The following is a 26,440-nucleotide window of genomic DNA, read 5'->3' as shown; positions in this document are numbered from 1 at the left end:
AGCACTCCCGCTCCTCTACGGAGCCAGGATTAGTACTACAGCCCTCGGGTACAGCACGTAGCGTGAAAGCTACACTACGACTATTTCACCTGGAACTACTTGACCTGAAATTCAGCCATTTCGTCCCACTCGGTTTTACCCTCGATCAAAGTGTTGATGATCTTCGGGGTTTCAACCAGGTACTTTGGCATCTCTTCGGTTGCACGCTGGAAGTGCTCAGAGGTAACGTGTGCTTCCGCACCATCATCGGTGAAGCCTTCTACCAGCATGAAGTGGTTGGCATCCTGAGGGTCGCGGTACCAGTCGAAGAACAGGTTCTTTTCTTCTGCCTGAGTAGCTTCCGTGAACCAGGAAACCTCTTCCAGGAAGTTTTCGGCGTACTCTGGCTTTACTTGGTAAGAAACGTTAATCAAGATCATGTTCTCGATTATACGCTTAATTTAGTTGATGCGTACACAACGCTAGCGTGTGGCTACGCACATTTAGTGCAAGAAAAATTCCGCCAAGTACACGTTGCCGTGCGCATCAACGCCCGAAACACCAAATCCCTTGCCATCACCAGTGCGATTCGTAGGGCTTAGCAACCAGGCAATACGCTGCGCAGCCTCATGCGGAGCCAGCCGGTAGATATTGCCCGTCCCACGGTCATGAGCAGTATGACCACGGCCAACATTGGCGTGGAATTCCACTTCCCCGCGCGCAGCCTGGTTAGCCCAGTCCTGGGCAATGCGCTGGGCTTCTTCATTTCGGTGGTGCCCCATAGCCAGCAAGTGCAACTTCGTGGCCTGTTCCAAACTCCAGGACGCTACACCAGCGCTGGCAGCCGAGGACCCAGCCGTCAATACCTCTGGAGTCGGCCAGACCGGGTTTGGCTGTGCGGAAGAAGCCGGTTGTGCGGATGCAGCAGCAGGAATACCTGCGCTGATCACGGTGGTAGCTGCGAGCGCGGTGAAAAATTTACGGGAGAAAGCCATACCTATATGGTGACATAAGCAGCCACCTAACCGGCGGCTTTCACCCAGCGTGTTTGATAAATGCGCCGACGCCCAGAGTTCGCCCTGCCGCACACCTACATTATTTCGGCTCCAGTTGATCAGCTAGCTCCATCCATTCGGCTTCTAATTCTTCTCGACGCCCAACAACCTCTGCCTTTTGTTCGTTAAGCTCCGTCAGTCGTTGCGTATCAACCTTTTCCGCTGCTACAGCCATTTTCTCGTCAATCTGGGCTTCTGTTTTCTCCAGCTTGTCCATCTTGCGTTCCAGCGCTCGCAGTGCTTTGGTGATCTCGCGTTCTTGCTGCGCAGAAATGCCTGTACCGCCACTATTTTCTGTCTCTGAAAAATCAGTAGCCTTACTAGAACCTAGATCCAAGGTTACGTTCGAAGCAGCATCCTGGGCAGATTGACGTACCTGCAAATACTGTTCAATTCCGCCCGGCAGATGCTGCAAATTACCGTCACCAAACAAGGCATAGGCGGCATCAGTAATGCGCTCAATAAGATAGCGGTCGTGCGACACCACGACCAGGGTGCCCGGCCACTCATCCAACAGGGATTCGAGCTCCTGCAGGGTATCAATATCAAGGTCGTTGGTGGGCTCATCAAGCAGCAAGACGTTGGGCTCGCTCATTAATACCCGAGTAAGTTGCAGACGACGGCGTTCACCACCAGATAAATCACCAACCGGGGTACGTTGTCGCTTCGGGCTAAACCCCAGGCGCTCGGCCAGTTGCGATGCCGATAACTCTTTTTTGCCCATGTGTACATAGGTTGCTACATCTTCAACAGCATCCAACAGGCGACGTTGCGGGTCCAAATCATCAAGTTCCTGACGCAACCAACCCAGACGTACGGTCTGGCCTTCGATGCGCTTCCCCGCGCTAAGTTCATGCTCGCCAGCTAATGCTCGCAACAGGGTAGTTTTGCCGGATCCGTTCACCCCGACCAAGCCCACGCGCTCCCCCGGGGCTAAGCGCCAGGTCAGATCGTCGACAAGCACATGCCCATCCGGGGTTTCCAAGCGCGCATTCTCCAGCTCGATAACCTTGCGGCCCAGTCGCTGTTTAGAAAACGACATCAGCTCGACACTATTGCGCACCGGTGGGACATCTTTAATGAGTGCTTCTGCAGCGGCAATGCGGTATTTCGGTTTCGACGTCCGTGCCGGCGCACCCCGACGTAACCATGCCAATTCTTTACGTGCTAAATTCTGTCGCCGCTGTTCGGCAGCTTCGGCCTGCCGCTGACGCTCCGCGCGAGCAAAAATCCAATCGTTGTAGCCGCCGTCGTACACGTCGACTTTTCCATCGTGAACTTCCCAGGTCAGCTGTGCTACAGTATCCAAAAACCAGCGATCGTGGGTCACCACCAATACGGCTACTTTCCGATGCAATAGGTGATCCGCCAGCCATTGCACACCTTCAACATCTAAGTGGTTGGTTGGCTCATCGAGCACCACCAAATCCAAATCGCGCACGAGAGCCGCCGCCAAATTCACCCGGCGTTTTTCCCCGCCGGATAGTTGTCCAACCTTGGTTTCTAACCCGAGCTGGGCTACTCCTAGCCCGCCCAAAACATCGCGGACTTTTGCATTCGCGGCCCATTCGTACGTATCTAGCCCCAACGGCTCGACCACCGTGTGCCCAATTGTTGCTTCCGGGTCTAACTCTGCACGTTGAGTAACCACTGCCATCCGTAGATCCGAATTTCGCGAGACTCGGCCACCATCGGGTTCTATTAAACCTGTGAGTACTTCCAGCAGCGTGGTTTTGCCGCCGCCATTCACTCCGACGACACCGATGCGCTGCCCCGATTGCACACCCAACGACACACCGTCGAGAAGGGTTTTCAGACCAAACGATTGCGAGATATTCTCTGCATTTAACAGGTTCACCATAATGATTCCATCTTAAAGTAGAACCGTACGATTCACTCAGCGCACTATCTAGCCCACACGGCGGGACACAATCGGCCACAGCCAGCTGCCAAGAAGCTTTTTGCAGGGCGATTTCATTTTCATTACTGTGATTTGTATGAAACGCCGCATATTTTCCACAGTCACTATGGCCGTAGCAACCTCATTTGCGTTGGCCGCATGCTCAAGCCCAAATGAGGACACCACCAGCGCTGAAGCCACCACCGCCACCTCAGAAGCTCATGACCACAATCATGATCACGAGGGCCACGACCATGATGCTCCTGGCGCTGATGATGCTGACCTGACCGAAGTCTCTTCCCTACCACAACGCGTCGTACTCTCCCATGACAAGGGCTTGACGACGATCGACCCAGCCACCGGCGAAATCGTGGATGAAGAAAAAATCTCCGGTTTCCACCGCCTGAACCCGGCTGGCAACACTCGACACCTCTATGTTTCCGGCAAAGATGGCTTTACGATCTTCGACACCGGCGCTGTGACTCAGCCTCACGGCGACCACAACCATTACTACGAAAAATCCCCTGAGCTGACTGACAACATTTTGCCGGCCGACAAGCCGGGCCATGTGGTTCAGCACGACGGCAAGACTGCGCTTTTCGACGACGGAACCGGCGAAATCACGATCTTCGATAACGACGAACTCGAAGACGGCACCGACACCATGCGTCCGGCGCATATCGTAACCGCAGAATCCGGGGATCCACACCACGGTGTGGCGGTCCCATTCAAAGACGGTAGCTACCTAACCACGGTAGGCACCGAGGACGAGCGCCACCGCATCGAATATCGCAGCTTGGACAACGAAGTTCTGGCATCCACCGACGACTGCCCGGGTATTCACGGCGAAGCAGTCGCAAAGGGTGGCAACGTCGCCTTTGGCTGCACCAATGGACCTATTGTCTTCGATGTAGAAGCCCAAGAATTCCACAAGGTAGACGCCAATGACATCGCGAAAGACGGCTATCAGCGTTCCGGTAATCTGGCGGGCAGCGAAGACTCCCCGATTGTCCTCGGCGACAACAAAACTGACGAAGACGCTGACCTTGAGCGCCCAACCTCCGTGGTATTGATCGACACCACCGACTACTCCATGAAGACCGTAGAACTCGAGGATTCATACTGGTTCCGTTCTCTGGGCCGCACCGCTGACGGCGATGGCGTGGTCTTGACCTACGACGGCTACTTGAACATCATCGATGTTGAATCCGGCAAAGTCACCGACCGGATCGAAGTTATCAAGCCATGGAAAGAAAAAGATGAGTGGCAACAGCCCGGCCCAATCCTGAAGGTCGATGGCGATATCGCTTACGTCACCGACGCAGAAAACAAAGAGTTTCTGATGGTGGATCTGCAGGAAGGCGAAGTGCTCACCCGTACCGAGTTGGACTTTGCGCCAGTGGAAATGGGAATTGCCCGCTAACTTAACATTCTATTAGCTCAGCACCCCCAGCCGGACTCATGGCAGTAATGCCCCGGGTACCGGCTATTTTCTTTTCCACTTCTGTTGCAACATAGTGTGCAGTCTGCTCATCGGCACACAAAAATGCACAGGTGGGCCCAGAACCGGACACTATCCCTGCGAGTGCCCCAGCGTGGCTTCCCGCATCGAGGATGCGGGATAAATCCGGACGCAGCCGCAATGCAGCCGCCTGCAAGTCATTCCGTAATAAGCCAGCGAGTTGTTGCACATCCCCAGATTGGGCGGCAGCCGTTAATGCTGTGGTCTCACTTAGGCTCGGATCGTGCGGAACCGCCGGTGTTCCTTTCTTCTCACCGCCGCCAGCATCTGGCTGCGGGCTGCCCTGATACAACTGATCGAATTCTGCAAATACCTGTGGCGTCGACAAGCCTCGCTCATTGGCCACCAATGCCCAGTGATACGTACCAGTTGTGGGCACAGCATGCAGCTTTTCTCCCCGGCCTTGCCCCAGTGCGGTGTAGCCGTGCAAGCAAAATGGGACGTCAGACCCTAGCTGCGCAGCAATATTATGCAATACGGACTCATCCAGCAGCTCGATATTTGCTTGCTCCGCAAACAAGGAGTTAGCAGCACGCAACGCGGCTGCAGCATCAGCGGAACCACCCGCCATGCCTCCAGCGACCGGAATGTTCTTTTCAATTAGCACCGTCACCGGTGGAAGCTCCAGCTTTCCAGCGTGTTCTGCTTGCAAAGCAACAGCAACGGCGTCAACAGCTTGCCAGGCGAGATTCGTAGCATCGCTGGGGACCGAATTACTATCTTGTCCAGTCACAGTCAATGCGCGCACCGGTCCGTGCCCGGAAGATTCGTCCTGCTCAATCTGATCATTAGCCAGGCTAACCCGCACGGTATCGGCGAGATCCAGTGATTGAAAAATAGTCACCAGATCATGGAAGCCATCGGCGCGGGCAGGGCCGACCGCCAAATGCAAATTCACCTTGGCAAACGCCTTTGCCGCGTACGAACTACGAGGGGACGAGCGAAATAAATAATCGTCTGTCATGAGAATCTATCTTGTTTTTATTCGGCTAAACCGAGCCGGACGAAATCAGCCACGCTTAGTTTCTCACCCCGTAAACCAGGATCAATGCCTGCTGCTCTTAGCGCCTGTTCAGCCTCAACCGCCGAACCGTAATATTTAGACAAAGCAGCACGTAAAGTCTTGCGGCGTTGTGCAAAAGCTGCATCCACGAGTGGGAAAACAGCCTCTCGAGTGTCTTGCGTTATTGGCCATGGGCAAGCATCTTCCGAGAAACGCTCGATCCGTACCAAACCTGATTTGATTGTTGGGGCTGGCCAAAAAACATGTTCAGCGATAGTTCCGGCCCGAGTCACAGTGCCATAGAAACCAGCTTTGACGCTGGGAACACCATAAATTTTGTTTCCGGGTTGTGCAGCCAGCCGAGCCGCAACTTCTGCTTGCACCATCACCAAGACGCGGTTAATGCTGGGAAATTGCGCCAATAAGTGCAACAGCACTGGTACCGCGACGTTATACGGCAAATTAGCAACCAAAGCTGTGGGAGACGGGATCGATTCAGGGGATGCGGAGTTTACTTGATCTGGACGTATGCGCAGCGCATCAGCTGTAATTAAAGAAAAGTTTTGCTTACGATGGCCAGCGCGAGCAGCCACCGTTTCCGGCAATTTCGCAGCTAGCTTTTCGTCAATCTCAATGGCTGTGACATGCCGTCCCGCTTCCAACAAACCTAGCGTCAACGACCCCAAGCCAGGGCCAACTTCCAGCACGTGATCGTCTGCACGCACCCCGGCAGTATCAACGATGCGACGCACTGTATTGGCGTCATGGACAAAATTCTGCCCCAGCTTTTTCGTCGGGGTGATGCCAATATCCTCAGCAAGAGTCCGGATTTCTACCGGACCCAAAAGATCTACCGTGCGCGAGGTTTCAGCACCAACCAAATCGTGTTCCATGCAGGTAGTTTAGCAGTTATTAGCGCAAGCCCATCTTGGCAGTACATGCAGGCCATGCACCCCAGCCTTGGGCTGCCTGAGTCTTTTTCGCAATCTCAATCTGCTGCTCGCGCGTAGCAAGATCGGCGGTTGGTGCATATGCCGTTCCGCCATAAGCAGCCCAGGTACCAGCGTTGAACTGCAAGCCACCGTGGTAGCCGTTACCAGTATTAATGGACCAGTTACCGTTGGATTCACATGCAGCAAGTTCATCCCACACCGAACCGCCTGCCACGGCAGGTGCAGCAGGCGCAGAAGCCGCAGGTGATGCTGGCTTTGTGCCACGAGCAATTACTCGCTTTTGCGCAGGCGCGACCTCACGCTCATCAACGCGTTCGACAGACTCTTCATGCCCGTTGACGAATTTCTTCCGCAGGTTAACTTCCCGGTTACCCATTGTCCCGGCTTCAATCACGTGCTCATCACCTTCCGGCAAGTTTGCATCGTCGCGATAGATAACCTCAGGTTCAATCGGCTCATTGATGAGTTCATCTTCGAAGTGAACGCGATCAATGGCAATATCCATGCCCGTAGTTAACGCAGTATCTTCCGGCAGGTGCAGTCGATCAAACTCACCTAGGTGAATATCGCGAATATCCAGCAATTCACCCACGGTACGCACTGCTTGCTGGGTGTAGACGGTTTTCCCGCCATCGGTGATCGAGATAATTTTCGGCTCCACAGCCTCCAACTTCATTCCAGTGGTGAGTTCGTCATCACCAGAGACTTCTTTACCATTAGCCAACAATTTGGCATTCCGATGTAAACCATCAATTTCGCTACGCAGCTCACCGATGGTGCTAGCGGTAGTAGTCAGTTCTTTATTTGCCCCGTCGATGGTGACAGCCACTGGCTTTGTGGTGCGCACCGTGATGGTGTCGCCTTCATGCACGCCCTCCGAAAGCGCCGGGGAAATTACATCATGCGCACTCAGCTCCACGTTAGCGTCGGCAAGCGCAGCTTCTACATCACCGGCAAATGTGGAAAGTTCGATTTTTTCCCCATTGGCATCAACCACAATATCTTTTTGCGCATCCAGTCCAACGACACCACCGACCAGCAGAGCACCAACGACACCCCCAGTAGCAACGCGTAAAGGGGTAGATGCATTGGAGTTAATCCGCTGGATCCGCTTTTTGGTCGACATGAACTTCCTTAAGACTCTCGAACTGCGTACTGAACAGGAGCAACCACTGCACCTACTGCACATTGAATGCCAGTAACCCGCAATGAGGCCAACTCATTCTGCAACGACGATAACAATACGGTAACGCGGCGACGCGTGGCGAAACGCGCTCAAAACCCAGCTGTCACAAAATTCACAAATCACACAACTTTCTCCAAGGTCACTACCAACCCAGCTAACCTGGAAGAACAGAAACTATGCAATTTGTCACACCTGTACCGTATGAGCGACGTGACGTTAGTGGCTTTCATCCAGCCCGTATACGCGATGATAGGTAGCACGCACCTCGGCAGCGAGTTCTTCAGCACTTTGACCACGCTGCTGTGCCACGCACAGCGCAGTATGCCCAACCAACGACGGCTCGTTTGGCGCTCCACGAAACGGCTCCGGGGTCATAAACGGAGCATCCGTTTCAATCAACAACTGCCCCCGCGGCACCAAGGAAGCTGCACGCCGCAGCTCATCGTTTCGTTTAAATGTCACGTTTCCAGCAAAGCTCAATATCCACCCACGCTCAATAGCTTCGCGCGCCATCGATACTGGTGAAGAAAAACAGTGCAGCATAACCTGTGGCGGCGCAGGCTCATCATCAAGAATTCGCAGTAAATCGGCATCTGCTTCCCGATTATGAATCATCAACGTCTTGCCTACTGCGCGCGCGAGCTGTGTATGCCAACGTAAGGATGCTTCTTGTTGTTCCAGAGTGGCAGTCGACTCTGGAGCGTGCTTGATCCAATAAGAATCGAGACCGGTCTCACCAATAGCAACACAGTTTTCATCACGCGCCATCTCCGAGAGTCGAGTTTTGGCTTCGTCGTCCAGCTGCTCTGCCTTAGTCGGATGAATCGCACACGCAGCGTGTAGGTTGGGGTGTTGCCTTGCTGCGCGCAATGCTTGCTCGGCTTCAGCTAAATCATCCCCCACGGTGCAGATTTCACCGACGCCGCCGGCAATAGCGCGCTCAAGAAACTCCTCGAGACTACTTCCACGGCAGGACGTAAGGTGCGTATGCGCGTCAACGATACCGGTAATTTCCGGTGCGGGAAATGGCTGCGGGCGTGATTTCTTCTTCGACATAGCACCCTAGTTTAATAGCGAAATCCTGATTTGCAGCCACCTTGTCTTAAGGTCTTTAACGTCTTTAGCGTGCAAAGTCTTAACGTACAAGCTCGTCATCAATGTAGACCTTCTTACCCGCGCGATACCCCAGCGCGGACATACCCACGCCAGTCAGAGCCATCGCGATCAAAATCAACAACCACTGGCCAGTCGCTTGATACACGAATCCAATCAGTAGTGGCAGAATTCCGGCTAACAAATAACCGTAAGGCTGCACGAAACCAGACAATCGTGCAGTAACTTCAGGGGTACGCGTCCTTGCTGCCAACAAAGCGAGAATCGTGGGAAAACACAAACCACCTAAGCCAAGCACTATGGCCCACAATTCTGGAACTGCGTCTCCAGCAAAAATAATTCCCAAATAACCAACGGTAGTCAGCGCACCGAAAAGCACGATTACCGGGCGTAAGTCGCGGATTCGAGCAACCAGAAACGGCATGCTCACTCCCCCGATGACATTGACAGTCCCGAGCACCGATAAGCCTATTGCTGCCCTACCTGGTGCGACACCCTGATCGATATACATCTGCGGCAGCCAACCCATTTGTACATATGCATTCGACGATTGCAGGCCGAACAGTAGCATCATCGCCACTGCAGTTGGAGATCGCCACAAAGATGTCTCGGCAATCATATCGCAACCGACCTCTGCATCCGCACGGGACGCCGAGGAGGTGGATGCGGTATCTGCGTACTTTTCAGCGGCGGGCTTCGCGGGTTTATCCACTCCAACGCGTATTAGCACCAGGGTCCAGACGATAGCTTGCGATACTGCTAGAGTGGCCCAGATTCCTAGTGCAGGGCGCCACGCTTCCGAACCGGAAAACCACAAGGCACTCAATGGCGCAACGGCACCTGACAATCCTAAAAAGCCGGAATAGCATGACATCAGTACTACTGAACGCCGGGGTGCATGTTGTTTAATCCAGGCAGGTAACAGGACATTCAACAGTGCAATACCGCTAACAACCAACGCGGTCAGCACAAGAAAAGTGCTCATGCCACCAGGTAAATAAGCTCCAATCAATGGCCGGAAGGCAAGGCCCACCAACATGGCCGCCATTCCCGCGAAAAGTGTAACGCTCAACCCGATACGCCGAGCTATCGGCACAGCTGCCAGCCCCATGATGGCAAAAGCAAAACCGGGCATAGCGGTAAGCAGTCCTGCAACCGAAGCAGGCGCCTGAAAACTAACCATGACCTGCTTCAGCACCGCACCCAGCGAAGAAATCCCGGCGCGCAAATTTGCCGCCGCCAAGACCACTGCAACAACGGCAAGTGGGGTACGAATAACCCCACCAACCACTAATTTTGAGCGCTTGGACTGCTCGTCACGCGTCAAACTCACCTTCCACCATGCTGCTTAACGTTATGAAGCTGTTTAGCGTTATGAATATGAATTATTCTTCCGAATCCGTCACCGGCGCCCATTCTGGCCCAGTTTCGGCCAGTTCTGGATCGAGTTTCGTAATCAGCGGCTTCGGCTTTGCCAAAACGGTACCTGGGACAATATCTAAGCGCTTCCATTCTGCCCCCTGAGCCGCGTAATCGCCTGTGATCGCAGGATACTTTTGGCCTTTCTCTGGCACACCGACGCCGATGAGCTGCACATCATAGTCGTCGGTAACCTCTACGATTTCCGGCTGTGCAGCCCACACATCCTCACGCCCCAGAGTCTCATGTACTCGTTGTGCCAGATGTGGCAGGTACGGAGTCAACAACACGTTACAATCCGAAACGACCTGCAAGGCAGTCCAGAGAACTGTCGCCAAGCGCTCACGCTGGGAATCATCCTTCGCCAGCTTCCAAGGCTCATTTTCGGCGATGTACGCATTGGCTTCACCTACTACATGCATAGCATGCGTGATACCGGCTTTAAATTTGGAAGTTTCCAGCGCCGCGCCAACAACGTCAAACGCGTTGCCCGCCAATTCGAGGATGCGACGGTCGCTGTCGGTTAATTCACCAGGCTTTGGCACCTCACCGAAGTTTTTGTGCGCCATAGAGACGGTGCGATTGACCAAGTTACCCCAGCCATTCGCCAATTCGTTGTTAATGCGCCGAACGAACTCGTCCCAGGTGAAATCAGCGTCGTTGTTTTCTGGCCCCGCTACCGCGATGAAATACCGCAGTGCATCTGGACCAAATTCTTCCAAGAAGTCTTTGACGTAAATGACCAAGCCCTTAGACGAGGAGAACTTGGAGCCAGACATGGTCAAAAACTCGGAGGACACAATTTCCGTCGGCAGGTTGATTTCACCATAGCGGTGCTGTTCCCCGCCCTTCGCACCTTTGCCGGCATAGCCAAGCAATTGCGCAGGCCAAATCTGAGAGTGGAAGGTGATGTTGTCTTTGCCCTGGAAATAGTACGACTTCGTTTCTGGATCCAGCCAGAATCGCTTCCATGCATCCGGGTCACCAGTGCGCTGGGCCCACTCAAGCGAAGCAGACAAGTAGCCGATCACCGCATCAAACCACACGTAGAGCTTCTTCGCGTTGTTGTTTTCCCAGCCCTCAATCGGTACTGGCACACCCCAGTCAATATCGCGGGTCATTGCACGTGGGCGCATATCTGCCAGTAAGTTCTGCGAGAATTTTAGAACGTTCGGGCGCCAGCCTTGCCGTCCCGACAACCACTCACGCAAAGCGTCGGCAAGCGCAGGAAGATCCAACAAAAAGTGCTCGGTCTCACGGAAAACCGGGGTTTCGCCGTTGATCTTAGAAACAGGATCAATCAAATCAGCGGGATCGAGTTGGTTACCGCAGTTATCACACTGGTCGCCGCGAGCACCATCGGCGTTGCAAATCGGACAGGTTCCTTCAATATAACGGTCCGGCAAAGTACGTCCCGTCGACGGCGAAACCGCCCCCATGGTGGTTTCCTTCACCATGTAGCCGTTGTTATATAAACCTTTAAATAGTTCCTGCACCGTCGCATAGTGAGTCCGGGTAACTGTACGGGTAAACCAGTCATAGGACAGGCCCAGACCACGCAAATCTTCGACTATCTGCCGGTTATAGCGGTCAGCCAACTCACGCACGGAGACGCCTTCTTTATCAGCTTGCACCAACAGCGGAGTGCCGTGTTCATCAGTGCCTGAAACCATCAGGACATTGTTGCCACGCATTCGCTGAAAGCGCGCGAATACATCGGAAGGTACGCCAAATCCTGCGACGTGTCCGATATGACGGGGGCCGTTGGCATACGGCCAGGCAACATTCACAAGCACATTTTCAGACATGCCCTCAAGCATAATTGAACCCCGGCACCATGTGGTTACCGGGGTTCATAGAACTCACAGGATGCGCAGCTGATTCACATCCATACAGCGAGCAACACCACGACTGATGCTGCGACCGCTAGTGCTGTTGGTTATTTCTTACGCATCGATTCTGGCTTCAAATTTTCCAGGCGTTCAGAACGACGTTTCTTCAGCTCTTCCTTGCGGTGTGCTTCGCGAGTCAAACGACGTTCACGAGCCAACTTGCGCGCGAAAGCCTGCTGTTCCTTTTGCTCGACATAGATTACGTCATTACGTAGGTCCTTCACCAAGCTAAACATCAAGCCAATGATGATCAGAAGGAACGGCGAAGCGGCCACGATGGTCACTGACTGCAACGAATCCAAAGCATCCTCGCCGCCACCAATGAGCATGGTCAAACCAACCGCAGCGGTCAAAACACCCCAAGTCGCCGACAACCACGGGGTAGCTACCATGCGTCCGCGCTGCGACATCGAGCCCATCACGGTTGACGCAGAGTCTGCCGAAGTAATGAAGAACGTCGCCAGCAAAACCATAGCGACAATCGAGGCAATTGAACCCAACGGCAGCTGATCAAACATGTTGAAGAGCATGTTTTCCGTCGTGCCATCGCCATAAACCACGCCCTCATTGTCGCGTTCCATATCGATGGCGGTGCCGCCGAAGATCGCAAACCAAATAGTGGAAACACCAGATGGAATCAGCAACACACCGACGCAGAATTCACGTACGGAGCGACCACGGGAAATACGAGCCAGGAACATACCAACGAACGGCGACCAGGACACCCACCATGCCCAGTAGAAAATCGTCCATGCAGAGCTAAAGTCAGCGGCTGCTTCACCGTTTTCTGCGGTGCGTCCGGCCATCATCAGGAAGTTTTGCAGGTAGGAACCCAACGACCCTGGAATCAAGTTCAACTGCACAACGGTTGGCCCAACGATAAAAACAAAAATTGCAAGAGTTGCTGCCATGATCAAATTGGCGTTCGACAGGTACTGAATGCCCTTACCGACGCCTGACAGCGCCGAAAGAATAAAGGCCAATGTCAACACCAAAACAATGCCGATTACCACAGACATCGATGGGTCATCGATAATCCCGGAAGCGGCCAAACCTGCTTGAATCTGCAGTGCACCAAGCCCCAACGAACAAGCGGTACCGAAAACCGTCGCAAAAATCGACAAAATATCAATAACACGACCGATGCCGCCCGCAGCAGCTTTTTCACCAATCAACGGCACGAATGCGGAAGACAGCAGCTGCTTGCGCCCTACACGGAAGGTCGAATAGGCAATCGCCAAACCTACGATCGAGTAAATTGCCCACGGATGTAACGTCCAGTGGAACATTGCCTGCGACATGGCACCGCCAACCGGGTCATTGTCGATGCCCGGCACACCATCGTTGTAGAAGAAAGTCGGTTCCGCAGCACCGAAGAACATCAGGCCGATCCCCATACCAGCGGCGAACATCATTGCGATCCACGAGATGGTATTAAATTCAGGCTCTTCATTAATCGAACCTAATTTAATAGCTCCAAATTTCGAAGCAGCAATAGCGATCACGAACACCACGAACACGGTGGTGAACAGCATGAAGGCCCAACCAAAATTGTCAATGATCCAACCAAAAGCCGTGCTGGCGAAGGCTGTAAAAGAATCAGTGAACACCAGGCCCCAAATAACGGTAGCCAACACCAGTAGCCCAGCCGGGGCCACCACCGCCCAGTCAATCGAGCTATCTTCGGTTTCCGAAGCCAACTCCACTGAATCTTCCACGCTGCTTACCGCAACATCATCTTCATGTTCCAGCATGTAGGCGATCTGCCTGGTAGCCGAAAGCTCATCAAGATCCTCGCGTACCAAATTGGCATTGGTTTCTAGTTGTGGACCATCCGCAACTTTATCGCGGTCAGCACCCACAGCACCATCGGCGCCTTTAGAGTCGTGTGAGTCAGGTTTATTCATGGATACCAGCGTGGTTGAAAAACACCCGGCAATCAAATTCAAATAAGCTGAAAAACAGCTGTTAAGCAAATAAAGACGTCAACTACGTGACTCGTCAGCAAGGCAACGCATTTTTACTGGCATTATCTAGCTAATATCACTCACAATTCTCAAAATGCCACAGAAGCGCAGCTGCTGTGTTTTTCGCCACTATTCCTCTTCTTTGGCTCGAGCGCGCAGGAATGCGTCGTAAAGTTCCCGATTCGAATGCGCAGTCCAGGCCCCAATCTGCTTGCACGCTGCTTTCAAACGCATGCCACCATCAACAAGTTCGGAGACCCGGCCGACTGCATCCTCCACGGTCAAGTGAGTCTGCTCGCCTCCCTCAATGACGACCGTAATTTCCCCTTTGACTCCGTCTTCTGCCCACGCTGCCAGCTCGCCAAGCGGAGCTTGTTTCACCTCTTCATAGAGTTTGGTCAGCTCACGACACACAGCTCCACGACGCTGCTCCCCCAAGACCTCCGCAGCAATGTGCAAGGTATCGGCTAAACGATGTGGAGATTCAAAGAAACACACAGCCCGCTTTTGATTACGCAGTGACTCCAGCCAACTACGCCGGGCACCGTCTTTACGCGGCGCAAAACCATCAAAGATAAACTTTCCCACCTGCAGCCCACACAGCGCTAGAGCAGTGGGCACCGCAGACGGGCCAGGAATAGCTGTCACCGGCACCCCAGCTTCGTGCGCAGCTGCCACAATATTATGTCCCGGATCCGAAACCACTGGCATGCCAGCGTCGCTAACCACCAGCACACTCGAATTGCGTGCTGCACGCAGCAGCTCAGACACCCGTCCGGCCTCGTTATGATCAAAATTCGAGACCACCTTCGCACGCAATTCCACCCCCAGAGCATTCGCAAGGTTTCGCAATCTTCTTGTATCTTCAGCAGCAATGAGCTCTGCTTGTTGCAGTGCGCTAATCAGCCGGGGGGAGGCGTCAGCAAGGTTTCCCAACGGGGTGGCCGCCACGATGATTCCATGCGGCAATTGCTGCTGCAGGTTTGCATTGTGGTTCTGCGCGCTTAACTGCTCTGGCTGATCGTTCATCACGCCTCCAGCATGGCATATCTGCTACCCGAACTCAGCACCGCAACTAACTACGAACTTTTTTCTTTTGCGCTCCGAGCTCTTGGTGTCGTCGTATCGTCGGCTGTTTATTCTCGCCTAAACTATTCCGAGTGATGGCCGTTGCTGAAAAATCGAGTGCTCCCCTAGCACGTACACGCCGGGCACACGCCCGCAGCGTGCGCCCGTACTCTACGCCCCAGCTAATAAGAATCCCGTTCGACCGCCGCGACGGTTGGTCATTCCTTCTCATTGGCGCGTTAGCCGCAATCACACGCTTTCTCGGGCTTCCACATCCAGTATCTTCCGGGACGCCGATCTTCGATGAAAAGCACTACGTGCCGCAGGCATGGGACATTGTGCGTAGCTGGGAGCACCTACTTATCGGTGGAATCGAATCCAACCCAGGTTATGGGCTCGTCGTCCATCCTCCACTGGCGAAACAGATAATTGCGCTTTCTGAGTTTGTCTTCGGGTACTCCCCAATGGGCTGGCGCACGATGGCAGCAGCCTTCGGAACAGCAGTCGTAATCATGACCATGCTGCTGGCGCGAGAGCTCACCCAAACCTGGAATATCGGCGCACTAGCTGGAATATTAGCCACTTTCGACGGCGTTCTTCTGGTCAGTTCAAAGTTCGGCATGCTGGATATTTTCCAAGTGTTTTTCATTATTACTGCCGCCTGGATGCTCGCGCGTGATCATAGGGACATGCGACGGCGGATGCACCAGGCTTGGAAAACGCTCGCCGACGAATCAACCACCGGTGCTTGGCGTTCGGTATTTGGCCCACGCTTCGGCGTGCGCTGGTGGCGTTTTGGAGCTGGCCTCATGCTCGGTGGCGCACTAGCAATTAAATGGTCCGGACTTTATTACATCGCCTTTTTCGGCCTGTTTTGTGTATTCGGCGACCTGCTTATCCGAAGGCGTTATGGCATCAGCCGACCATATTCGGCAATCTGCCTGCATGATATTCCCGCAGCGCTCGCCTCATTAGTGTTAGTGCCTATTCTGGTCTATCTCTGGAGCTGGCGGGCATGGTTTTCTAGCGAAACCGCGGTTTACCGCCATGCAGCTGTCGATGGCACCATCGACGACGATTCGCCATTACAGGCTTTACCAGATTCAATCGCCAGTTGGTTCTATTACCACCGATCGGTGTTAGATTTTCATGCTTCGTTGACAACATCAGGTGGTCACGAACACCCCTGGGATTCCAAACCTTGGTCCTGGTTAGCTGGGATACGCCCGATTCTGTATTACTCCAACACCGAATTAGATTGCCCGCTTGGCGGCGCCAAAGGTGGCTGCCGGGAAATGCTGTTTTTGTTTGGCACCCCGGCAATCTGGTGGTTAATTGTGCCGGGCCTAGCGTGGGCGTTGTGGGCCTTAATAATTCAGCGAGACCACGCTTTCGCCTGGCCGTTGGTTGGCTTTGCCGCTGGTTTTTTGCCATGGCTAGCGGCTTACGACCGGCAAATGTATTTCTTTTACGCCGCCGCGTTTATCCCATTTGTTCTTGTCATATATGCGATTATTCTCGGACGTCTCATGCACCAGGGCAGATTCGTGCGCTGGCGTCTGCTTGTCCGACTCACTGGTCACGAGCTACGGCTGGGCAGCATCGTCGTTGTCGTATACCTCGCCACAGTCGTCGGGATGTTTGTCTATTTCTCGCCAATTTTGTACGGCTTACCAGTCTCAAACAGCTGGTATCACTCAATGATGTGGTTCCCCAGCTGGACATAACGATGCTGCACGTAGCGGTAGCGTATCCACAGCCAGGCGGTAGCAAGTGCGCTCACAAGCAGCATGGCGATCAACAAAATTTGTTCACTGGTAGCTACCCCAAGAACCAGATCTCGAACAATAAAACCACTAAAGAACATTCCCATCGCACCAACGACCGGCATTAAGCCGGATGCCCAATAAGGGCGCCAAGCAGCAGCAAGCAAACCAAGCGAGACCCCAGCACGCAAAGCTGCGCCTTCCATCAGTGCGGTTGCCAGCTGCGGATCCGCGCTCGGATCGAGAACTGCCTCGCCCTGGACGTCTAAAGTTTGCGGGATCAATCCCCCAGAAGCAATCACTTGCACGACGGCCCAAATGCCGAAACCAACGCCACACACAAGTAGCGTAAGCCGGGCAAGAATCGTATTCAGCTCAGCCCTGCGTGCCGAACGACGCCAGGTTGGTTCCACACCAGCCAAAATATCTTCAGTCAATTGCCGCGGCGGGGTTAATTCATCACCGCTGTACTCATTGGCGTGATGCATACTCCTCGTCAGCGCAAGCGCGCGATTTTGGAAAGTCTGGCATTGCTCACACCCGGAAACATGTGCGTCAAGAATTTCGTCAGTAATGCCGGCAGGCTCGCCATCGATGCGCGCGGACAATGCAGTTTGGATTTCATCATGACTCGGCACGACTCAACACCCCATCCACGCTGGCTCGTCCGGCACCGAAAACAACTATCACAAGTAATAGAGTAAGAAACATCAAGAAGGATTCATAACTCGGTTGCTCGCCCAAAAAATCAAGACCGCCCAGAAAATACTGGAGGGCGGCTGTTACGACAAATAGCACCCCCGCTGCAAAGGTGGTCAAAATTCCAACTACAACCGCAGCACCGAAGAAAATCTCCAGCAGCATCACAGTCCACCCCGTAATGGCTGGAGCAGGCACTGCCACAGCTGAATAGGCACCGACAGTGTCGTCCATCCCCCGGAAAAATAGCTTATCCAGGCCGCGAATGATGCAGATAACTCCAACTACGATGCGTACGAGAAACAACATGGCATCACGGATGGCGGGCTTGTGCATGCTCACTAGACTACCCCGGCTCATCGCTGGGAACCGAACATGCCATTTCCCTAGTCTAAATAACCAGTAACACACACTAACAACCGGAACCAGCCGGAGCGCTGTGGCTTACTGTTCTGTATGAACAAAGGAGACGCTATGAATGAACTAATCCCGCTGAGCAATGGCATGCTTATCGACAGTAATGGCATTACCCGGCCACCGTGGGCCTGTGCTAACGACTTACTGCGAGAATATTATGACACTGAATGGGGCCGAGAAATCTATGGTGAACAAGCCTATTTTGAACGGCTATGTCTAGAAAGTTTCCAAGCAGGTTTATCTTGGGAACTTATTTTGCGCCGCAGGGAAATCCTGCGCAAGGTATTTGCAGACTTTGATCCCGATCACCTAGCAGTTTTTCAGGAAACAGATGTGCAACGCGTGCTCAAACATCCTGGGATGATCCGCAACGAGCGCAAAATTCGTGCAGTCATCAGCAATGCACAGGCTTGTGTCAATTTACGTACGGATGCGGATTACCCGGGTGGGCTGGAAGAACTCATTCGCTCTTGTGCTCCGCAAGACGCAAGAAACAAAACGGAGACAGAGGCACGTATAACCATCTATAGCCATTTAGATGAAGTACCGACGAAATCCGAGGAATCAGCAGCGCTGGCAAAACTGTTAAAAAAGAAGGGCTTTAGCTTCGTTGGGCCAACATCGATGTACGCATTACTCGAAGCCCTCGGGCTCATAAGATATGAAATTGCACCCGGGGACCCGGCCATAAACGCCACAAGAGGCCAAGCTGAGGTGGCCGAGTCCTAAGGCTTATACCACCCGGCGCCCACGGGTGCGGACAGTGCGACCAGCGTTAAGTGACCCGTCGCGGGCAACACTACGCAAGGCAGGGACACGGCTGGCTTGCTGTTGCCGGTACAACGTACGCGAAGCATAATCGCCGCGATCATCGTTGAGCTGTTGATGATCGATAGTTCGTAACTCATCGAAATCCGGGCTCTCATCATCAATTTCCAACACCACAGCACCTGGGCGACGCAAGTTCGGATTGACGAAAGGTCTGTGCTCGTCCAGACGGTGTTCGTCATCTTCTCGGTTGCGCACTCCCATTCGCGCACGGCGCAACTGCCTTATGCGGCGGGCACGCAGCTCCTGCTCTTGTCGTACTTGTCCACGCAATGCAAGCAAGTACAACAGGGTAAGCAAACCAGTAACAGCTGGCAGTGCCCAGAACCAACCACCAGTTGGTATTGCAACGACCAGCAGGACCGCGAGTGCCCCAAGCAACAGCACCAAATTATTACGACGACGCTTCGTACGTTGTGCCTGCAACTTGCGTTCTGCCTCTGGATTCCAACCACCACGCTGTGAACGACGAGCAGCAAAAGCGAGTTCTTCTTCAGTCAGCGTTAATTCTGCTTCCCGGTCCGCACGCGCAGATGCCACCGAATATGCTCCCTCCGCATCCGATCCCCCGGAGACAACATCATCAGCCATAGCCGCATCATCAGTTTCAGCTTCGGCACCCTCAGTTGGATTCATCTCGGCTGGATTCGCTTCGGCTGACTCAGATTCACTGGCCGTGGTTTCTGCGGATTCTTCTACTGCGCTCTTAGTAATCATCGCATCGGCATCAACAACGCCGGGATACAACAGATCCACCGGTGAAGTATAGGTCTCATCGTGGCTATACATCTCATCCGGTGACAGCTCCGAAATGATTACGCGCGGTTGAGGTTCTGCTTCCTCTTCAACTGACTCAGAAGCAACGTCCGCAGCTGCACCGGATTCATTGTCAATTCTTTCGCCAACACCAAATTCTGCACCCAGTTCCTTGGCATTAGCAGAACCATGCGCTTGATCAGCAACGAGTTCGCCATCAATAACATCGTCGGATGAGGAAAAGGACTCGCCCTGGTCAGCAACCAGCTCGCCGTCAATAACTTCTGCTTCGTTTGTGTTCGAATGCCCGGAGCCGTCTACGCTGTCAAAGCCTGTTTCATTGCTGGAGGTAGCATTATCGCCAACATGGGTCTCGGCAGCGGAAGCGCGCTTATTCCACGGTTCGTCTATGATCTCGTATTCTTCAGCGTCAACCAGTTCGTAATCAGCAGCAGGTTCAGTATCAATACCAGAGACTGAACGTGCACCGGCCATCCGCGGTCGCATTGGGGTTTTAAGCACATCCTTGCCACCCGAAAAGACCACGCGCGTGTCATTGAAGCCTTCGCCGGAATGACGAATCGGCTTGTGCCCACGGAAGATCAACGGCGCAAGCACAACGAGCCAGACGACGATGATCAAAACAATGATCAGGGTTGTTGACATGAGGAAATTGCCACCTTCCGAAGTAAGCAACTAGGCGCTAGTTATCGTTTTAGACTAATGGGAAGTGTGTGACTGAACCGCCAGGCACGCCGCAAAAGACTAGACTCACAACAACTTTCCACTCGCACGCAAACGTGCAGTCGCCAATGTGCTGTAATCGTCGGCAAGCAAACTAGCTTGTTGGTGATCACGCCACGAGCCCGCAATATGTAGATACCCGCGCAAAATGCCTTCCTCGCGGAACCCATTGTTCATCAATACTTGCCTACTAGCAGGATTATCCGGCAGATACGTGGCAGTTATTCGATGCACCCCAATGCGCTGGAATGCGTGGTCTATACCGAGCGCTAAAGCAGCTGTTGCCACTGAATTACCCATCATTAAAGAAGCCACCCAATACCCTACCCAGCAGCTCGCCACGGTTCCGTGTTGGATTCCACCTAAAGTAAGTTGTCCCGCAAACTCATCATCAACCTCGATCACAAATGGCACGAGCTCCCCATGCCTGGCTTGTACATTCAGCCAACGGAGGTGCTCTAACCAAGCAGTTTTCGTATGCGCAGCTTCCCACCCTCGCATCGCCGTCGGTTCAACCGGCTGTAACCACGATTGATCAACTAGCCGCTGCTCACACCAATCCGCACCGTCGCCACGACGCAGCGGACGCAGTCGAACACGAAGTCCACTCGTCGTCCGCACTTCTGCAGTAGATTCCGGCCAACCAGGATGCACAGGGTGCGGTGTGCCTCGCGCTGGCTTCTTAGTTCTGCTAGCAGCTATTCCGAAAGGATCCAGCATGAATACTCAGTTCGTCCTGCCGAAAATATCTCGCATGGCCGTCCCCATGCAGCAGGGCTCGTAGTTTTTATGCACGCTGCGTCAAGAACATGACTTCGACGACGTCGCCAGGGCGTACTTCATCGACTTCTTCGGGAATACGAATCATTGCATTCGCTTGTGACAGTCCAGCCAACAAATGCGCGGGAGCGCCAGTGGCTCCGCCCAAACCTTCCACCAAATAGTCACTGGTTTGTGCATCACGCATTAACCGAGCCCTAATATATCCCCGCCTGCCAGGACGCGAGGTCAAATGATTTATCGATCGTGCCCGCACCAAGCGTCGGTGCGCCGCCCCCTTGCCCAATGACAAGCGGATGAGCGGCCGAACAAAAACTTCAAAAATTACCAAGGAAGAAACCGGGTTCGCTGGCAATAGGAAGACCGGTACCCGTTGTTCACCGATCAAACCGAATCCCTGTACAGACCCTGGGTGCATAGCAACCCGGCTGGTATCAATGTCCCCGAGATCTTCGAGTACTTCGCGCATCACCTGGGAACCAGAACCACCAACAGCGCCGGAAATCACGATAATTTCGCTGCGCATGATTTGGGATTGCAGCATCTCTTTGATGCGCCGCGGCTCTCCTTCTGCGATTCCTACGCGATGCACATCGGCTCCAGCGTCTTTCGCGGCCGCGGCGAGCGAATACGAATTCACATCAAAAACTTGCCCCAACCCAGGGTCGCGATCAACGTCGACCAGCTCCCGTCCGTACGAGATAACAGACACCCGCGGACGTGGATAGGCCAGTACTTTTTCCCTTCCCACCGCAGCCAGCAAACCAATCTGGGCCGGGCCCAAGATCGCGCCAGAAGACACCGCAACATCGCCTGGCTGGATATCATCGCCAACGCGCCGCACAAAATCCCCGGAACGCACGGCCCGATACGGCGTCATACGTTTACGGCCTCGGTCTGTCCACTCCAGAGGTAATACAGCATCCGAAAGAGTTGGCAAAGGCGCACCTGTGTGCACCCGCACCACCTGTTTTGGCTGCAAACGCAGTGGCTGCCGCGAGCCAGCCGGGACCTCCCCAACCACAGGCAATGATTTTTCCGCGGCAGGAGGCGTAGGTGCTAAAGGGGCATCACCGACAGAATCCGTATCTCCACGAGGTGGAGCTGCACGAAGCGCTCGTTCCCCGCCAATATCAACTGCACGGACCGCGTAACCATCAATCGCCGCTTGTGGGAAACCAGGAAGTGGCTGGCTAGCTTGCACTTCCTCGGCACACATCATGCCCAGAGCGTCGGTAATCGCTATGCGCACCGGCTCCGGGGTCATGGCCGTATCAGTAATCAGCGCAAGCTGTTCTTCGACCGAACGCATAGTTGCTCTACCTTCCTGATCTTCCTGGCTTTCGGGATTATTCCGAAATCCCCTGTTCTTGTTCGTAGTCAGCTAACAATTTCTTTAAGCTCCGATACAGAGTCGGGCCATACTTCTCATTGCGCAAGCCAAAATCAACGTTCGCGGGGATAAAACCACCAGGATTTCCCAAATCATGGCGGGTCCCCTGATGCACGACGACGTGCACCGGATGGCCTTCTCGAATCAGCAGTTCAATGGCATCGGTCAACTGCAATTCGCCACCTTTACCCGGGGTGATGCGGCGCAGCGCGGAGAAAATCTCCCGGTCCAGAAGATACCGGCCAGCTGCAACTAGCGTCGATGGTGCCTGCCCGGCATCTGGTTTTTCCACCATGCCTCTGACCTTGTGTACTCGTTCTGCGGATACCCCCGAGATGTCGTCAGCAGCTTCAACGTCAAATACTCCGTAATTCACGGTCTCTTCCGGAGCGACTTCAAAGGCACACAACACCGAGCCACCTAGCTGCGCTCGCACCCGTGCCATTTCTTCCATCACTCCCATTGGCAGCACGAGATCGTCGGGAAGCATAACCGCAAATGCTTCTTCCTGCTCACCCAATAATTCAGAAGCCAATCCCACCGCATGGCCTAGTCCAAGGGGTTCCTCCTGTTCTACAGCGACAGGCTGAATAAGTTCCCCGGCACGTTGGACTTTATGGGCCTGGTCGTCTTTACCCCGTGATTGCAGCGTCTCAACTAGCGCTGGGAACGCATCAAAATGCCGCATGATTTCTTGTTTATTAGGCGCGGTGATTATTGCGAGACGTTGTGCTCCACACGCTGCGGCTTCTTCTGCAATCATTTCGATACCCGGGGTATCAACTACCGGAAGGAGTTCTTTCGGCACAGTCTTCGTCGTCGGCAAAAACCGTGTGCCCAACCCTGCTGCTGGAACGACAACAGTGTTGATGATCGCTGAGTTCTTGTGCGGTGAATCCTGGATGAATCCGGAAGCATCTTGAGACATGCCCAAAACACTACCTGTTTACCGGCCCCAATTGGCTACGGCTTTCCGTAATCATTGTAGAACTATTCTAGTTATTATGAGCTCTTTTCCACTTGCCACTGCAAAAACCGAGTTACGCAATAAACACCAGCAGGCACGACAGCTCGCTGCGCACAACCGTGACACCTGGCGGAAGTCAAATGCAGCATTGAGCCACAACGTAGCGGAATTTCTCAAGTCCTTACGATGCCCTGGGCAGCCTTTGCGAGTCGCAGGATATGTTCCGCTTGACGACGAACCTGGAGCCGGAACTTTACTCAATGCTCTGGAATCTCACACAGATGAACTTTGGCTTCCGATCTGCCAGCCAGGTTTCCGTCTATCCTGGTCGCAATACGATGGCCCGGATTCACTCGCAGTGCGCAATCCGAGACTTCCTATCCCCGAACCTCGTGGCGAAGGTATTTCCAGCACAGAGTGTTTGCCAACACTTGACCTCATAGTTCTGCCTGCTTTAGCAATAGACCATACCGGCTACCGGCTCGGAAAAGGTGCTGGCTTCTATGACCGCGCAATCGCCGAGGCCTGGACAGCGTGTTCGAGCAATACGAGTTCTTCTGCGGTGACGAGTTCAAAAGCAATGCCAGAACTCGTCGGTGTAGTTTTTTCTACAGAGGTACGTCCGTTTGTGCCACACGATGAGCGCGATTGTGCTGTGAATAAGATAATCACTGAAATCGGCATTACCACGATTTCTTGATCCGAAGGGTTCCATCGGGAACCGCCATAGTTCAGCGGCAGTCTAATGCAGTATGCCAAGCTTTTCCCGCTTATTTCATCAACTTCGCACCCCTGGCCACCAGCGTTCCGTATTGCTGCGCCGGATCTTAGCGATGCTGCTGGTTTGCGCTGCTGCGATACTGGCCCTGCATTCTCGAAGCAACGATCCAAAAGTGGTGGTGTTTACCGGCGCGCTCGAAGCCGGACAAATGATCACCATTAACGATATAAAACTGCAAGAACGCCCCGAATCTTATACTCCTGAAGGCGCGTTCACCGCCACCGAAGATGTGTTGGGAACCATCGCGGTGTCTGCCGCGCAACCAGGTGAGGTAGTAACAAGTGCACGCTTCATTAGTTCAGAGCTCACCGCGACGTTGGTCCATGGAAAGAACTCAGACGAGATCACTGGTGAAAAGTCGGGAGAGCCGGGCCTTGAATCCGTGCACATGGTCCCGATATCTTTGGCTGACCCAGAAATAATTCCGCTGCTTAATCATGGCGATACAGTCAGCGTTATTACGGAAGACGCATCAGGAAACTCCCAAACGTCATTCGGGGCAGATCACCGGGATGCAGAACGCGGCGCAGAAAACGGTCCCGGTCTCGATGCAATCGACCACGCTGGAATTGACCACGCTAGAAACAGCATTTCGCCATATTCCGGCGGGCCCGGCCAAATCGAAAGCAACACTGTCATTGCTGAAGGCGCACGGGTTATCCTAGCGCGGGAAGCCACATCTGCAGGCAGCCGAGCTACAGTAATGCTGGCGCTACCCGCCTCGGCAGCACAACGCGTCGCAGTAGCTTCTCTAGCTTCTCCACTAACGGTAGTTCTCACTGGAGAACGCGCCACCGGAAGGGATGCTCACTGATAGAACCACTTAATCGTGTGCGCTAAAGTGTGCACTCATGTTGCAAGGTTTCAAAGAATTCATCATGCGCGGCAACGTCATTGAGTTGTCCACTGCCGTGATTATCGGCTCAGCCTTTACCGCGATTGTTACTTCGGTTTCGGACCATATTATTAACCCGCTGATCGCTTCTTTCGGTAGCGCGGATGTTTCTGGTTTGGGTTTCCATGTGAACCCGAACAACGAAGCGACTTTTTTGGACTTCGGTGCCGTCATCACCGCTGTCATCAATTTCTTCATCGTTGCATCAATTGTCTATTTCCTCATCATTATGCCAATCAACAAGCTAGAAAAGGCTCGAAAGCGGAGCCTGGGCATTGGCAGCGACGACGACAACAGCGACGACAAAGATCCAGCAGCAACTACCGAAGAACTACTAGCAGAAATTCGTGATTTATTGCGGGATCACACCCCTGCAAACTCACAGGCGACAAAATCAGAGACCAGCAAAGATCAGTAGACACTGTGCGGCGGGCGTTGTTCCCGCCAAAAAGACTCATCAAAACCTGTACTCGCGAAAGCCTGCTCTGCTGGCTTCGCTGTGGCATTGCGCCCAGGCTCATACACAGCCGCGCCTAAGCCATACCCATTTTTTAATTCACGCTCGGCGGTTCGATCATAGTTCGGAGCATCAGAAATCCGCTTGGTTCGCCGACGCCGCCCGCGGTTGTTCGATTCTAAATCATTGTTCACTGTAGACCGCCGTTTCGTGACTCATCGTTCAACCAATAGTCGCTACAAATTCTGTTTGTCTAGCTGCGCCTAGACAAAGGTCTTAAGAATCCAGCGAATGTTTTTGTAATTGATCGATCAGGTGGTGCACCAGTGGCCCCAGCGTTGCCATGCCATCGCGAATCGCAGCCCTAGATGATGCCAGATTCACCACGACTGTAGATCCAGATATCCCACAGATACCACGGGAGGTACAGGCATCCACGGCACCACAGGCTTGACCGGAAGATCGCAAAGCCTGAGCCAAGCCCGGAACCCGCATATCGACCACGCTACTGGTAGCTTCCGGTGTGCAATCTCGCGCGCCTACACCAGTACCACCGATCGAAACTACTAGATCGACGCCGCCGACCACTGCTGTTTCAATGGCTTGCCGGATTTCCGACTGATCATTACGAACCACGACGATGCCGTCAACCGTGAAATCGTCTTCTGCCAACAACTCGGTAACCAAACGTCCGGTATCATCCCAGGAATCCGGGGCGCGGTCAGAAACGATGACCACCAGTGCACGTCGATAAGCAGGAAGATCCCCTTCTTTCTCGGCGGCAAGGAAAAACTCAGCGTCGGGATCGTCCAGATCCATCAACGACGGCCGGGCATTGCGGGTGGCGCGCAGATCAGTGTCTTCTGACATTCAAGCTCCAGTGCTGTTTAGAGGGGTGCT

Annotated in this window: 25 protein-coding genes; 6 read left to right on the top strand and 19 right to left on the bottom strand. The window is 53.7% G+C overall.

The annotated features are described in order from the left end of the window. Positions 1-95: 95 nt before the first annotated feature. The 3 genes from O146_RS0103430 to O146_RS0103420 form a co-directional block, all read right to left on the bottom strand. The gene (locus tag O146_RS0103430) at positions 96-419 is read right to left on the bottom strand and encodes a putative quinol monooxygenase (protein WP_023019748.1); all 324 of its coding nucleotides are present in this window, start codon (positions 417-419) and stop codon (positions 96-98) included. A gap of 63 nt (positions 420-482) precedes the next feature. Beyond that, complete coding sequence (locus O146_RS12125) at positions 483-974, bottom strand: hypothetical protein (RefSeq protein ID WP_023019749.1); 492 nt, start codon at positions 972-974, stop codon at positions 483-485. A 100-nt stretch (positions 975-1,074) separates the two neighbouring features. After that, entirely contained in the window at positions 1,075-2,895 is a 1,821-nt protein-coding gene (locus O146_RS0103420; protein WP_027017660.1) for an ABC-F family ATP-binding cassette domain-containing protein, read from the bottom strand. Positions 2,896-3,031: 136 nt separating this feature from the next. Between O146_RS0103420 and O146_RS0103415 the strand changes: the two genes are divergently transcribed. Beyond that, positions 3,032-4,357, top strand: a complete 1,326-nt coding sequence (locus tag O146_RS0103415) for a hypothetical protein (protein WP_027017659.1) — start codon at positions 3,032-3,034, stop codon at positions 4,355-4,357. A gap of 1 nt (position 4,358) precedes the next feature. On the opposite strand, the gene O146_RS0103410 is transcribed toward O146_RS0103415, so the two are convergent. The 8 genes from O146_RS0103410 to rsmI form a co-directional block, all read right to left on the bottom strand. Continuing rightward, complete coding sequence (locus tag O146_RS0103410) at positions 4,359-5,420, bottom strand: 4-(cytidine 5'-diphospho)-2-C-methyl-D-erythritol kinase (RefSeq protein WP_027017658.1); 1,062 nt, start codon at positions 5,418-5,420, stop codon at positions 4,359-4,361. A gap of 17 nt (positions 5,421-5,437) precedes the next feature. After that, positions 5,438-6,352, bottom strand: a complete 915-nt coding sequence (gene rsmA, locus O146_RS0103405) for a 16S rRNA (adenine(1518)-N(6)/adenine(1519)-N(6))-dimethyltransferase RsmA (protein WP_051619237.1) — start codon at positions 6,350-6,352, stop codon at positions 5,438-5,440. Positions 6,353-6,371: 19 nt separating this feature from the next. Further along, positions 6,372-7,538: a resuscitation-promoting factor gene (locus O146_RS0103400; RefSeq protein WP_027017656.1), complete on the bottom strand. Its 1,167-nt coding sequence runs from the start codon at positions 7,536-7,538 to the stop codon at positions 6,372-6,374. 276 nt (positions 7,539-7,814) lie between these two features. Then, positions 7,815-8,654: a TatD family hydrolase gene (locus tag O146_RS0103395; RefSeq protein ID WP_027017655.1), complete on the bottom strand. Its 840-nt coding sequence runs from the start codon at positions 8,652-8,654 to the stop codon at positions 7,815-7,817. Positions 8,655-8,733: 79 nt separating this feature from the next. Next, a complete protein-coding gene (locus O146_RS0103390; protein WP_027017654.1) occupies positions 8,734-10,044 on the bottom strand; it encodes an MFS transporter in 1,311 nt (436 codons plus the stop codon). Positions 10,045-10,096: 52 nt separating this feature from the next. Then, positions 10,097-11,938 carry a methionine--tRNA ligase gene (metG, locus tag O146_RS0103385; RefSeq protein WP_027017653.1) on the bottom strand — a complete coding sequence of 614 codons (1,842 nt, stop codon included), beginning with the start codon at positions 11,936-11,938 and terminating at the stop codon, positions 10,097-10,099. A gap of 131 nt (positions 11,939-12,069) precedes the next feature. Continuing rightward, the gene (locus tag O146_RS0103380) at positions 12,070-13,929 is read right to left on the bottom strand and encodes a BCCT family transporter (protein ID WP_027017652.1); all 1,860 of its coding nucleotides are present in this window, start codon (positions 13,927-13,929) and stop codon (positions 12,070-12,072) included. A gap of 189 nt (positions 13,930-14,118) precedes the next feature. Beyond that, on the bottom strand, positions 14,119-15,018 hold the full coding sequence (gene rsmI, locus O146_RS0103375; RefSeq protein ID WP_051619236.1) for a 16S rRNA (cytidine(1402)-2'-O)-methyltransferase: 900 nt from the start codon (positions 15,016-15,018) through the stop codon (positions 14,119-14,121). A gap of 134 nt (positions 15,019-15,152) precedes the next feature. Between rsmI and O146_RS0103370 the strand changes: the two genes are divergently transcribed. Then, positions 15,153-16,784 carry a dolichyl-phosphate-mannose--protein mannosyltransferase gene (locus O146_RS0103370; protein WP_027017650.1) on the top strand — a complete coding sequence of 544 codons (1,632 nt, stop codon included), beginning with the start codon at positions 15,153-15,155 and terminating at the stop codon, positions 16,782-16,784. Here the strand turns inward: O146_RS0103370 and O146_RS10960 are convergent. Then, positions 16,751-17,461 carry a zf-HC2 domain-containing protein gene (locus tag O146_RS10960; RefSeq protein ID WP_051619235.1) on the bottom strand — a complete coding sequence of 237 codons (711 nt, stop codon included), beginning with the start codon at positions 17,459-17,461 and terminating at the stop codon, positions 16,751-16,753. The two genes, O146_RS0103370 and O146_RS10960, sit on opposite strands and share 34 nt — an antisense overlap. Continuing rightward, complete coding sequence (locus O146_RS0103360; protein WP_021352796.1) at positions 17,448-17,858, bottom strand: DoxX family protein; 411 nt, start codon at positions 17,856-17,858, stop codon at positions 17,448-17,450. Before O146_RS0103360 ends, O146_RS10960 begins: the two co-directional genes overlap by 14 nt. Before the next feature lie 138 nt (positions 17,859-17,996). Between O146_RS0103360 and O146_RS10955 the strand changes: the two genes are divergently transcribed. Continuing rightward, positions 17,997-18,668 (top strand): DNA-3-methyladenine glycosylase I, encoded by a 672-nt coding sequence (locus O146_RS10955; protein ID WP_081820555.1) that lies wholly within the window; start codon positions 17,997-17,999, stop codon positions 18,666-18,668. Positions 18,669-18,671: 3 nt separating this feature from the next. Here the strand turns inward: O146_RS10955 and sepX are convergent, their stop codons facing one another. The 4 genes from sepX to O146_RS0103335 form a co-directional block, all read right to left on the bottom strand. After that, the gene (gene sepX / locus O146_RS0103350) at positions 18,672-20,189 is read right to left on the bottom strand and encodes a divisome protein SepX/GlpR (protein WP_027017649.1); all 1,518 of its coding nucleotides are present in this window, start codon (positions 20,187-20,189) and stop codon (positions 18,672-18,674) included. Between the two features lie 105 nt (positions 20,190-20,294). Further along, entirely contained in the window at positions 20,295-20,987 is a 693-nt protein-coding gene (locus tag O146_RS0103345; RefSeq protein WP_027017648.1) for a GNAT family N-acetyltransferase, read from the bottom strand. A 67-nt stretch (positions 20,988-21,054) separates the two neighbouring features. After that, positions 21,055-22,359 carry a molybdotransferase-like divisome protein Glp gene (glp, locus tag O146_RS0103340; RefSeq protein ID WP_021352800.1) on the bottom strand — a complete coding sequence of 435 codons (1,305 nt, stop codon included), beginning with the start codon at positions 22,357-22,359 and terminating at the stop codon, positions 21,055-21,057. A 37-nt stretch (positions 22,360-22,396) separates the two neighbouring features. After that, complete coding sequence (locus O146_RS0103335; protein ID WP_021352801.1) at positions 22,397-23,368, bottom strand: UTP--glucose-1-phosphate uridylyltransferase; 972 nt, start codon at positions 23,366-23,368, stop codon at positions 22,397-22,399. Between the two features lie 76 nt (positions 23,369-23,444). Here O146_RS0103335 and O146_RS10950 point away from each other — a divergent pair, with 76 nt between their 5' ends. The 3 genes from O146_RS10950 to mscL are packed head-to-tail and all read left to right on the top strand — an operon-like array spanning position 23,445 to position 25,501. After that, the gene (locus O146_RS10950) at positions 23,445-24,107 is read left to right on the top strand and encodes a 5-formyltetrahydrofolate cyclo-ligase (RefSeq protein ID WP_051619233.1); all 663 of its coding nucleotides are present in this window, start codon (positions 23,445-23,447) and stop codon (positions 24,105-24,107) included. Between the two features lie 52 nt (positions 24,108-24,159). Next, a complete protein-coding gene (locus O146_RS0103325; protein ID WP_027017646.1) occupies positions 24,160-25,002 on the top strand; it encodes an SAF domain-containing protein in 843 nt (280 codons plus the stop codon). 37 nt (positions 25,003-25,039) lie between these two features. After that, complete coding sequence (gene mscL, locus O146_RS10945) at positions 25,040-25,501, top strand: large conductance mechanosensitive channel protein MscL (protein ID WP_035000526.1); 462 nt, start codon at positions 25,040-25,042, stop codon at positions 25,499-25,501. Here the strand turns inward: mscL and O146_RS0103315 are convergent. Further along, positions 25,495-25,734: a hypothetical protein gene (locus tag O146_RS0103315; RefSeq protein WP_021352144.1), complete on the bottom strand. Its 240-nt coding sequence runs from the start codon at positions 25,732-25,734 to the stop codon at positions 25,495-25,497. The genes mscL and O146_RS0103315 overlap by 7 nt on opposite strands. A gap of 82 nt (positions 25,735-25,816) precedes the next feature. Then, on the bottom strand, positions 25,817-26,410 hold the full coding sequence (locus tag O146_RS0103310) for a MogA/MoaB family molybdenum cofactor biosynthesis protein (RefSeq protein ID WP_035000525.1): 594 nt from the start codon (positions 26,408-26,410) through the stop codon (positions 25,817-25,819). Between the last annotated feature and the right edge of the window lie 30 nt (positions 26,411-26,440).

Source organism: Corynebacterium pseudodiphtheriticum DSM 44287, from assembly GCF_000688415.1.
GTDB lineage: Bacteria > Actinomycetota > Actinomycetes > Mycobacteriales > Mycobacteriaceae > Corynebacterium > Corynebacterium pseudodiphtheriticum.
This window is presented reverse-complemented; position numbering and strand designations above follow the sequence as displayed.

What these genes read in the sequence shown, in the direction of transcription:
- rsmA (WP_051619237.1), bottom strand. Translation starts at nt 6,352, where the DNA reads ATGGAACACGATTTGGTTGGTGCTGAAACCTCGCGCACGGTAGATCTT.
- O146_RS0103310 (WP_035000525.1), bottom strand. Translation starts at nt 26,410, where the DNA reads ATGTCAGAAGACACTGATCTGCGCGCCACCCGCAATGCCCGGCCGTCG.
- O146_RS0103345 (WP_027017648.1), bottom strand. Translation starts at nt 20,987, where the DNA reads ATGCTGGATCCTTTCGGAATAGCTGCTAGCAGAACTAAGAAGCCAGCG.
- O146_RS0103415 (WP_027017659.1), top strand. Translation starts at nt 3,032, where the DNA reads ATGAAACGCCGCATATTTTCCACAGTCACTATGGCCGTAGCAACCTCA.
- O146_RS10950 (WP_051619233.1), top strand. Translation starts at nt 23,445, where the DNA reads ATGAGCTCTTTTCCACTTGCCACTGCAAAAACCGAGTTACGCAATAAA.
- O146_RS0103380 (WP_027017652.1), bottom strand. Translation starts at nt 13,929, where the DNA reads ATGAATAAACCTGACTCACACGACTCTAAAGGCGCCGATGGTGCTGTG.
- O146_RS0103420 (WP_027017660.1), bottom strand. Translation starts at nt 2,895, where the DNA reads ATGGTGAACCTGTTAAATGCAGAGAATATCTCGCAATCGTTTGGTCTG.
- O146_RS0103325 (WP_027017646.1), top strand. Translation starts at nt 24,160, where the DNA reads ATGCCAAGCTTTTCCCGCTTATTTCATCAACTTCGCACCCCTGGCCAC.
- O146_RS0103335 (WP_021352801.1), bottom strand. Translation starts at nt 23,368, where the DNA reads ATGTCTCAAGATGCTTCCGGATTCATCCAGGATTCACCGCACAAGAAC.
- metG (WP_027017653.1), bottom strand. Translation starts at nt 11,938, where the DNA reads ATGTCTGAAAATGTGCTTGTGAATGTTGCCTGGCCGTATGCCAACGGC.
- O146_RS0103400 (WP_027017656.1), bottom strand. Translation starts at nt 7,538, where the DNA reads ATGTCGACCAAAAAGCGGATCCAGCGGATTAACTCCAATGCATCTACC.
- O146_RS12125 (WP_023019749.1), bottom strand. Translation starts at nt 974, where the DNA reads ATGGCTTTCTCCCGTAAATTTTTCACCGCGCTCGCAGCTACCACCGTG.
- mscL (WP_035000526.1), top strand. Translation starts at nt 25,040, where the DNA reads ATGTTGCAAGGTTTCAAAGAATTCATCATGCGCGGCAACGTCATTGAG.
- O146_RS0103360 (WP_021352796.1), bottom strand. Translation starts at nt 17,858, where the DNA reads ATGCACAAGCCCGCCATCCGTGATGCCATGTTGTTTCTCGTACGCATC.
- O146_RS0103370 (WP_027017650.1), top strand. Translation starts at nt 15,153, where the DNA reads ATGGCCGTTGCTGAAAAATCGAGTGCTCCCCTAGCACGTACACGCCGG.
- O146_RS0103430 (WP_023019748.1), bottom strand. Translation starts at nt 419, where the DNA reads ATGATCTTGATTAACGTTTCTTACCAAGTAAAGCCAGAGTACGCCGAA.
- glp (WP_021352800.1), bottom strand. Translation starts at nt 22,359, where the DNA reads ATGCGTTCGGTCGAAGAACAGCTTGCGCTGATTACTGATACGGCCATG.
- O146_RS0103395 (WP_027017655.1), bottom strand. Translation starts at nt 8,654, where the DNA reads ATGTCGAAGAAGAAATCACGCCCGCAGCCATTTCCCGCACCGGAAATT.
- rsmI (WP_051619236.1), bottom strand. Translation starts at nt 15,018, where the DNA reads ATGAACGATCAGCCAGAGCAGTTAAGCGCGCAGAACCACAATGCAAAC.
- O146_RS0103410 (WP_027017658.1), bottom strand. Translation starts at nt 5,420, where the DNA reads ATGACAGACGATTATTTATTTCGCTCGTCCCCTCGTAGTTCGTACGCG.
- O146_RS10955 (WP_081820555.1), top strand. Translation starts at nt 17,997, where the DNA reads ATGAATGAACTAATCCCGCTGAGCAATGGCATGCTTATCGACAGTAAT.
- sepX (WP_027017649.1), bottom strand. Translation starts at nt 20,189, where the DNA reads ATGTCAACAACCCTGATCATTGTTTTGATCATCGTCGTCTGGCTCGTT.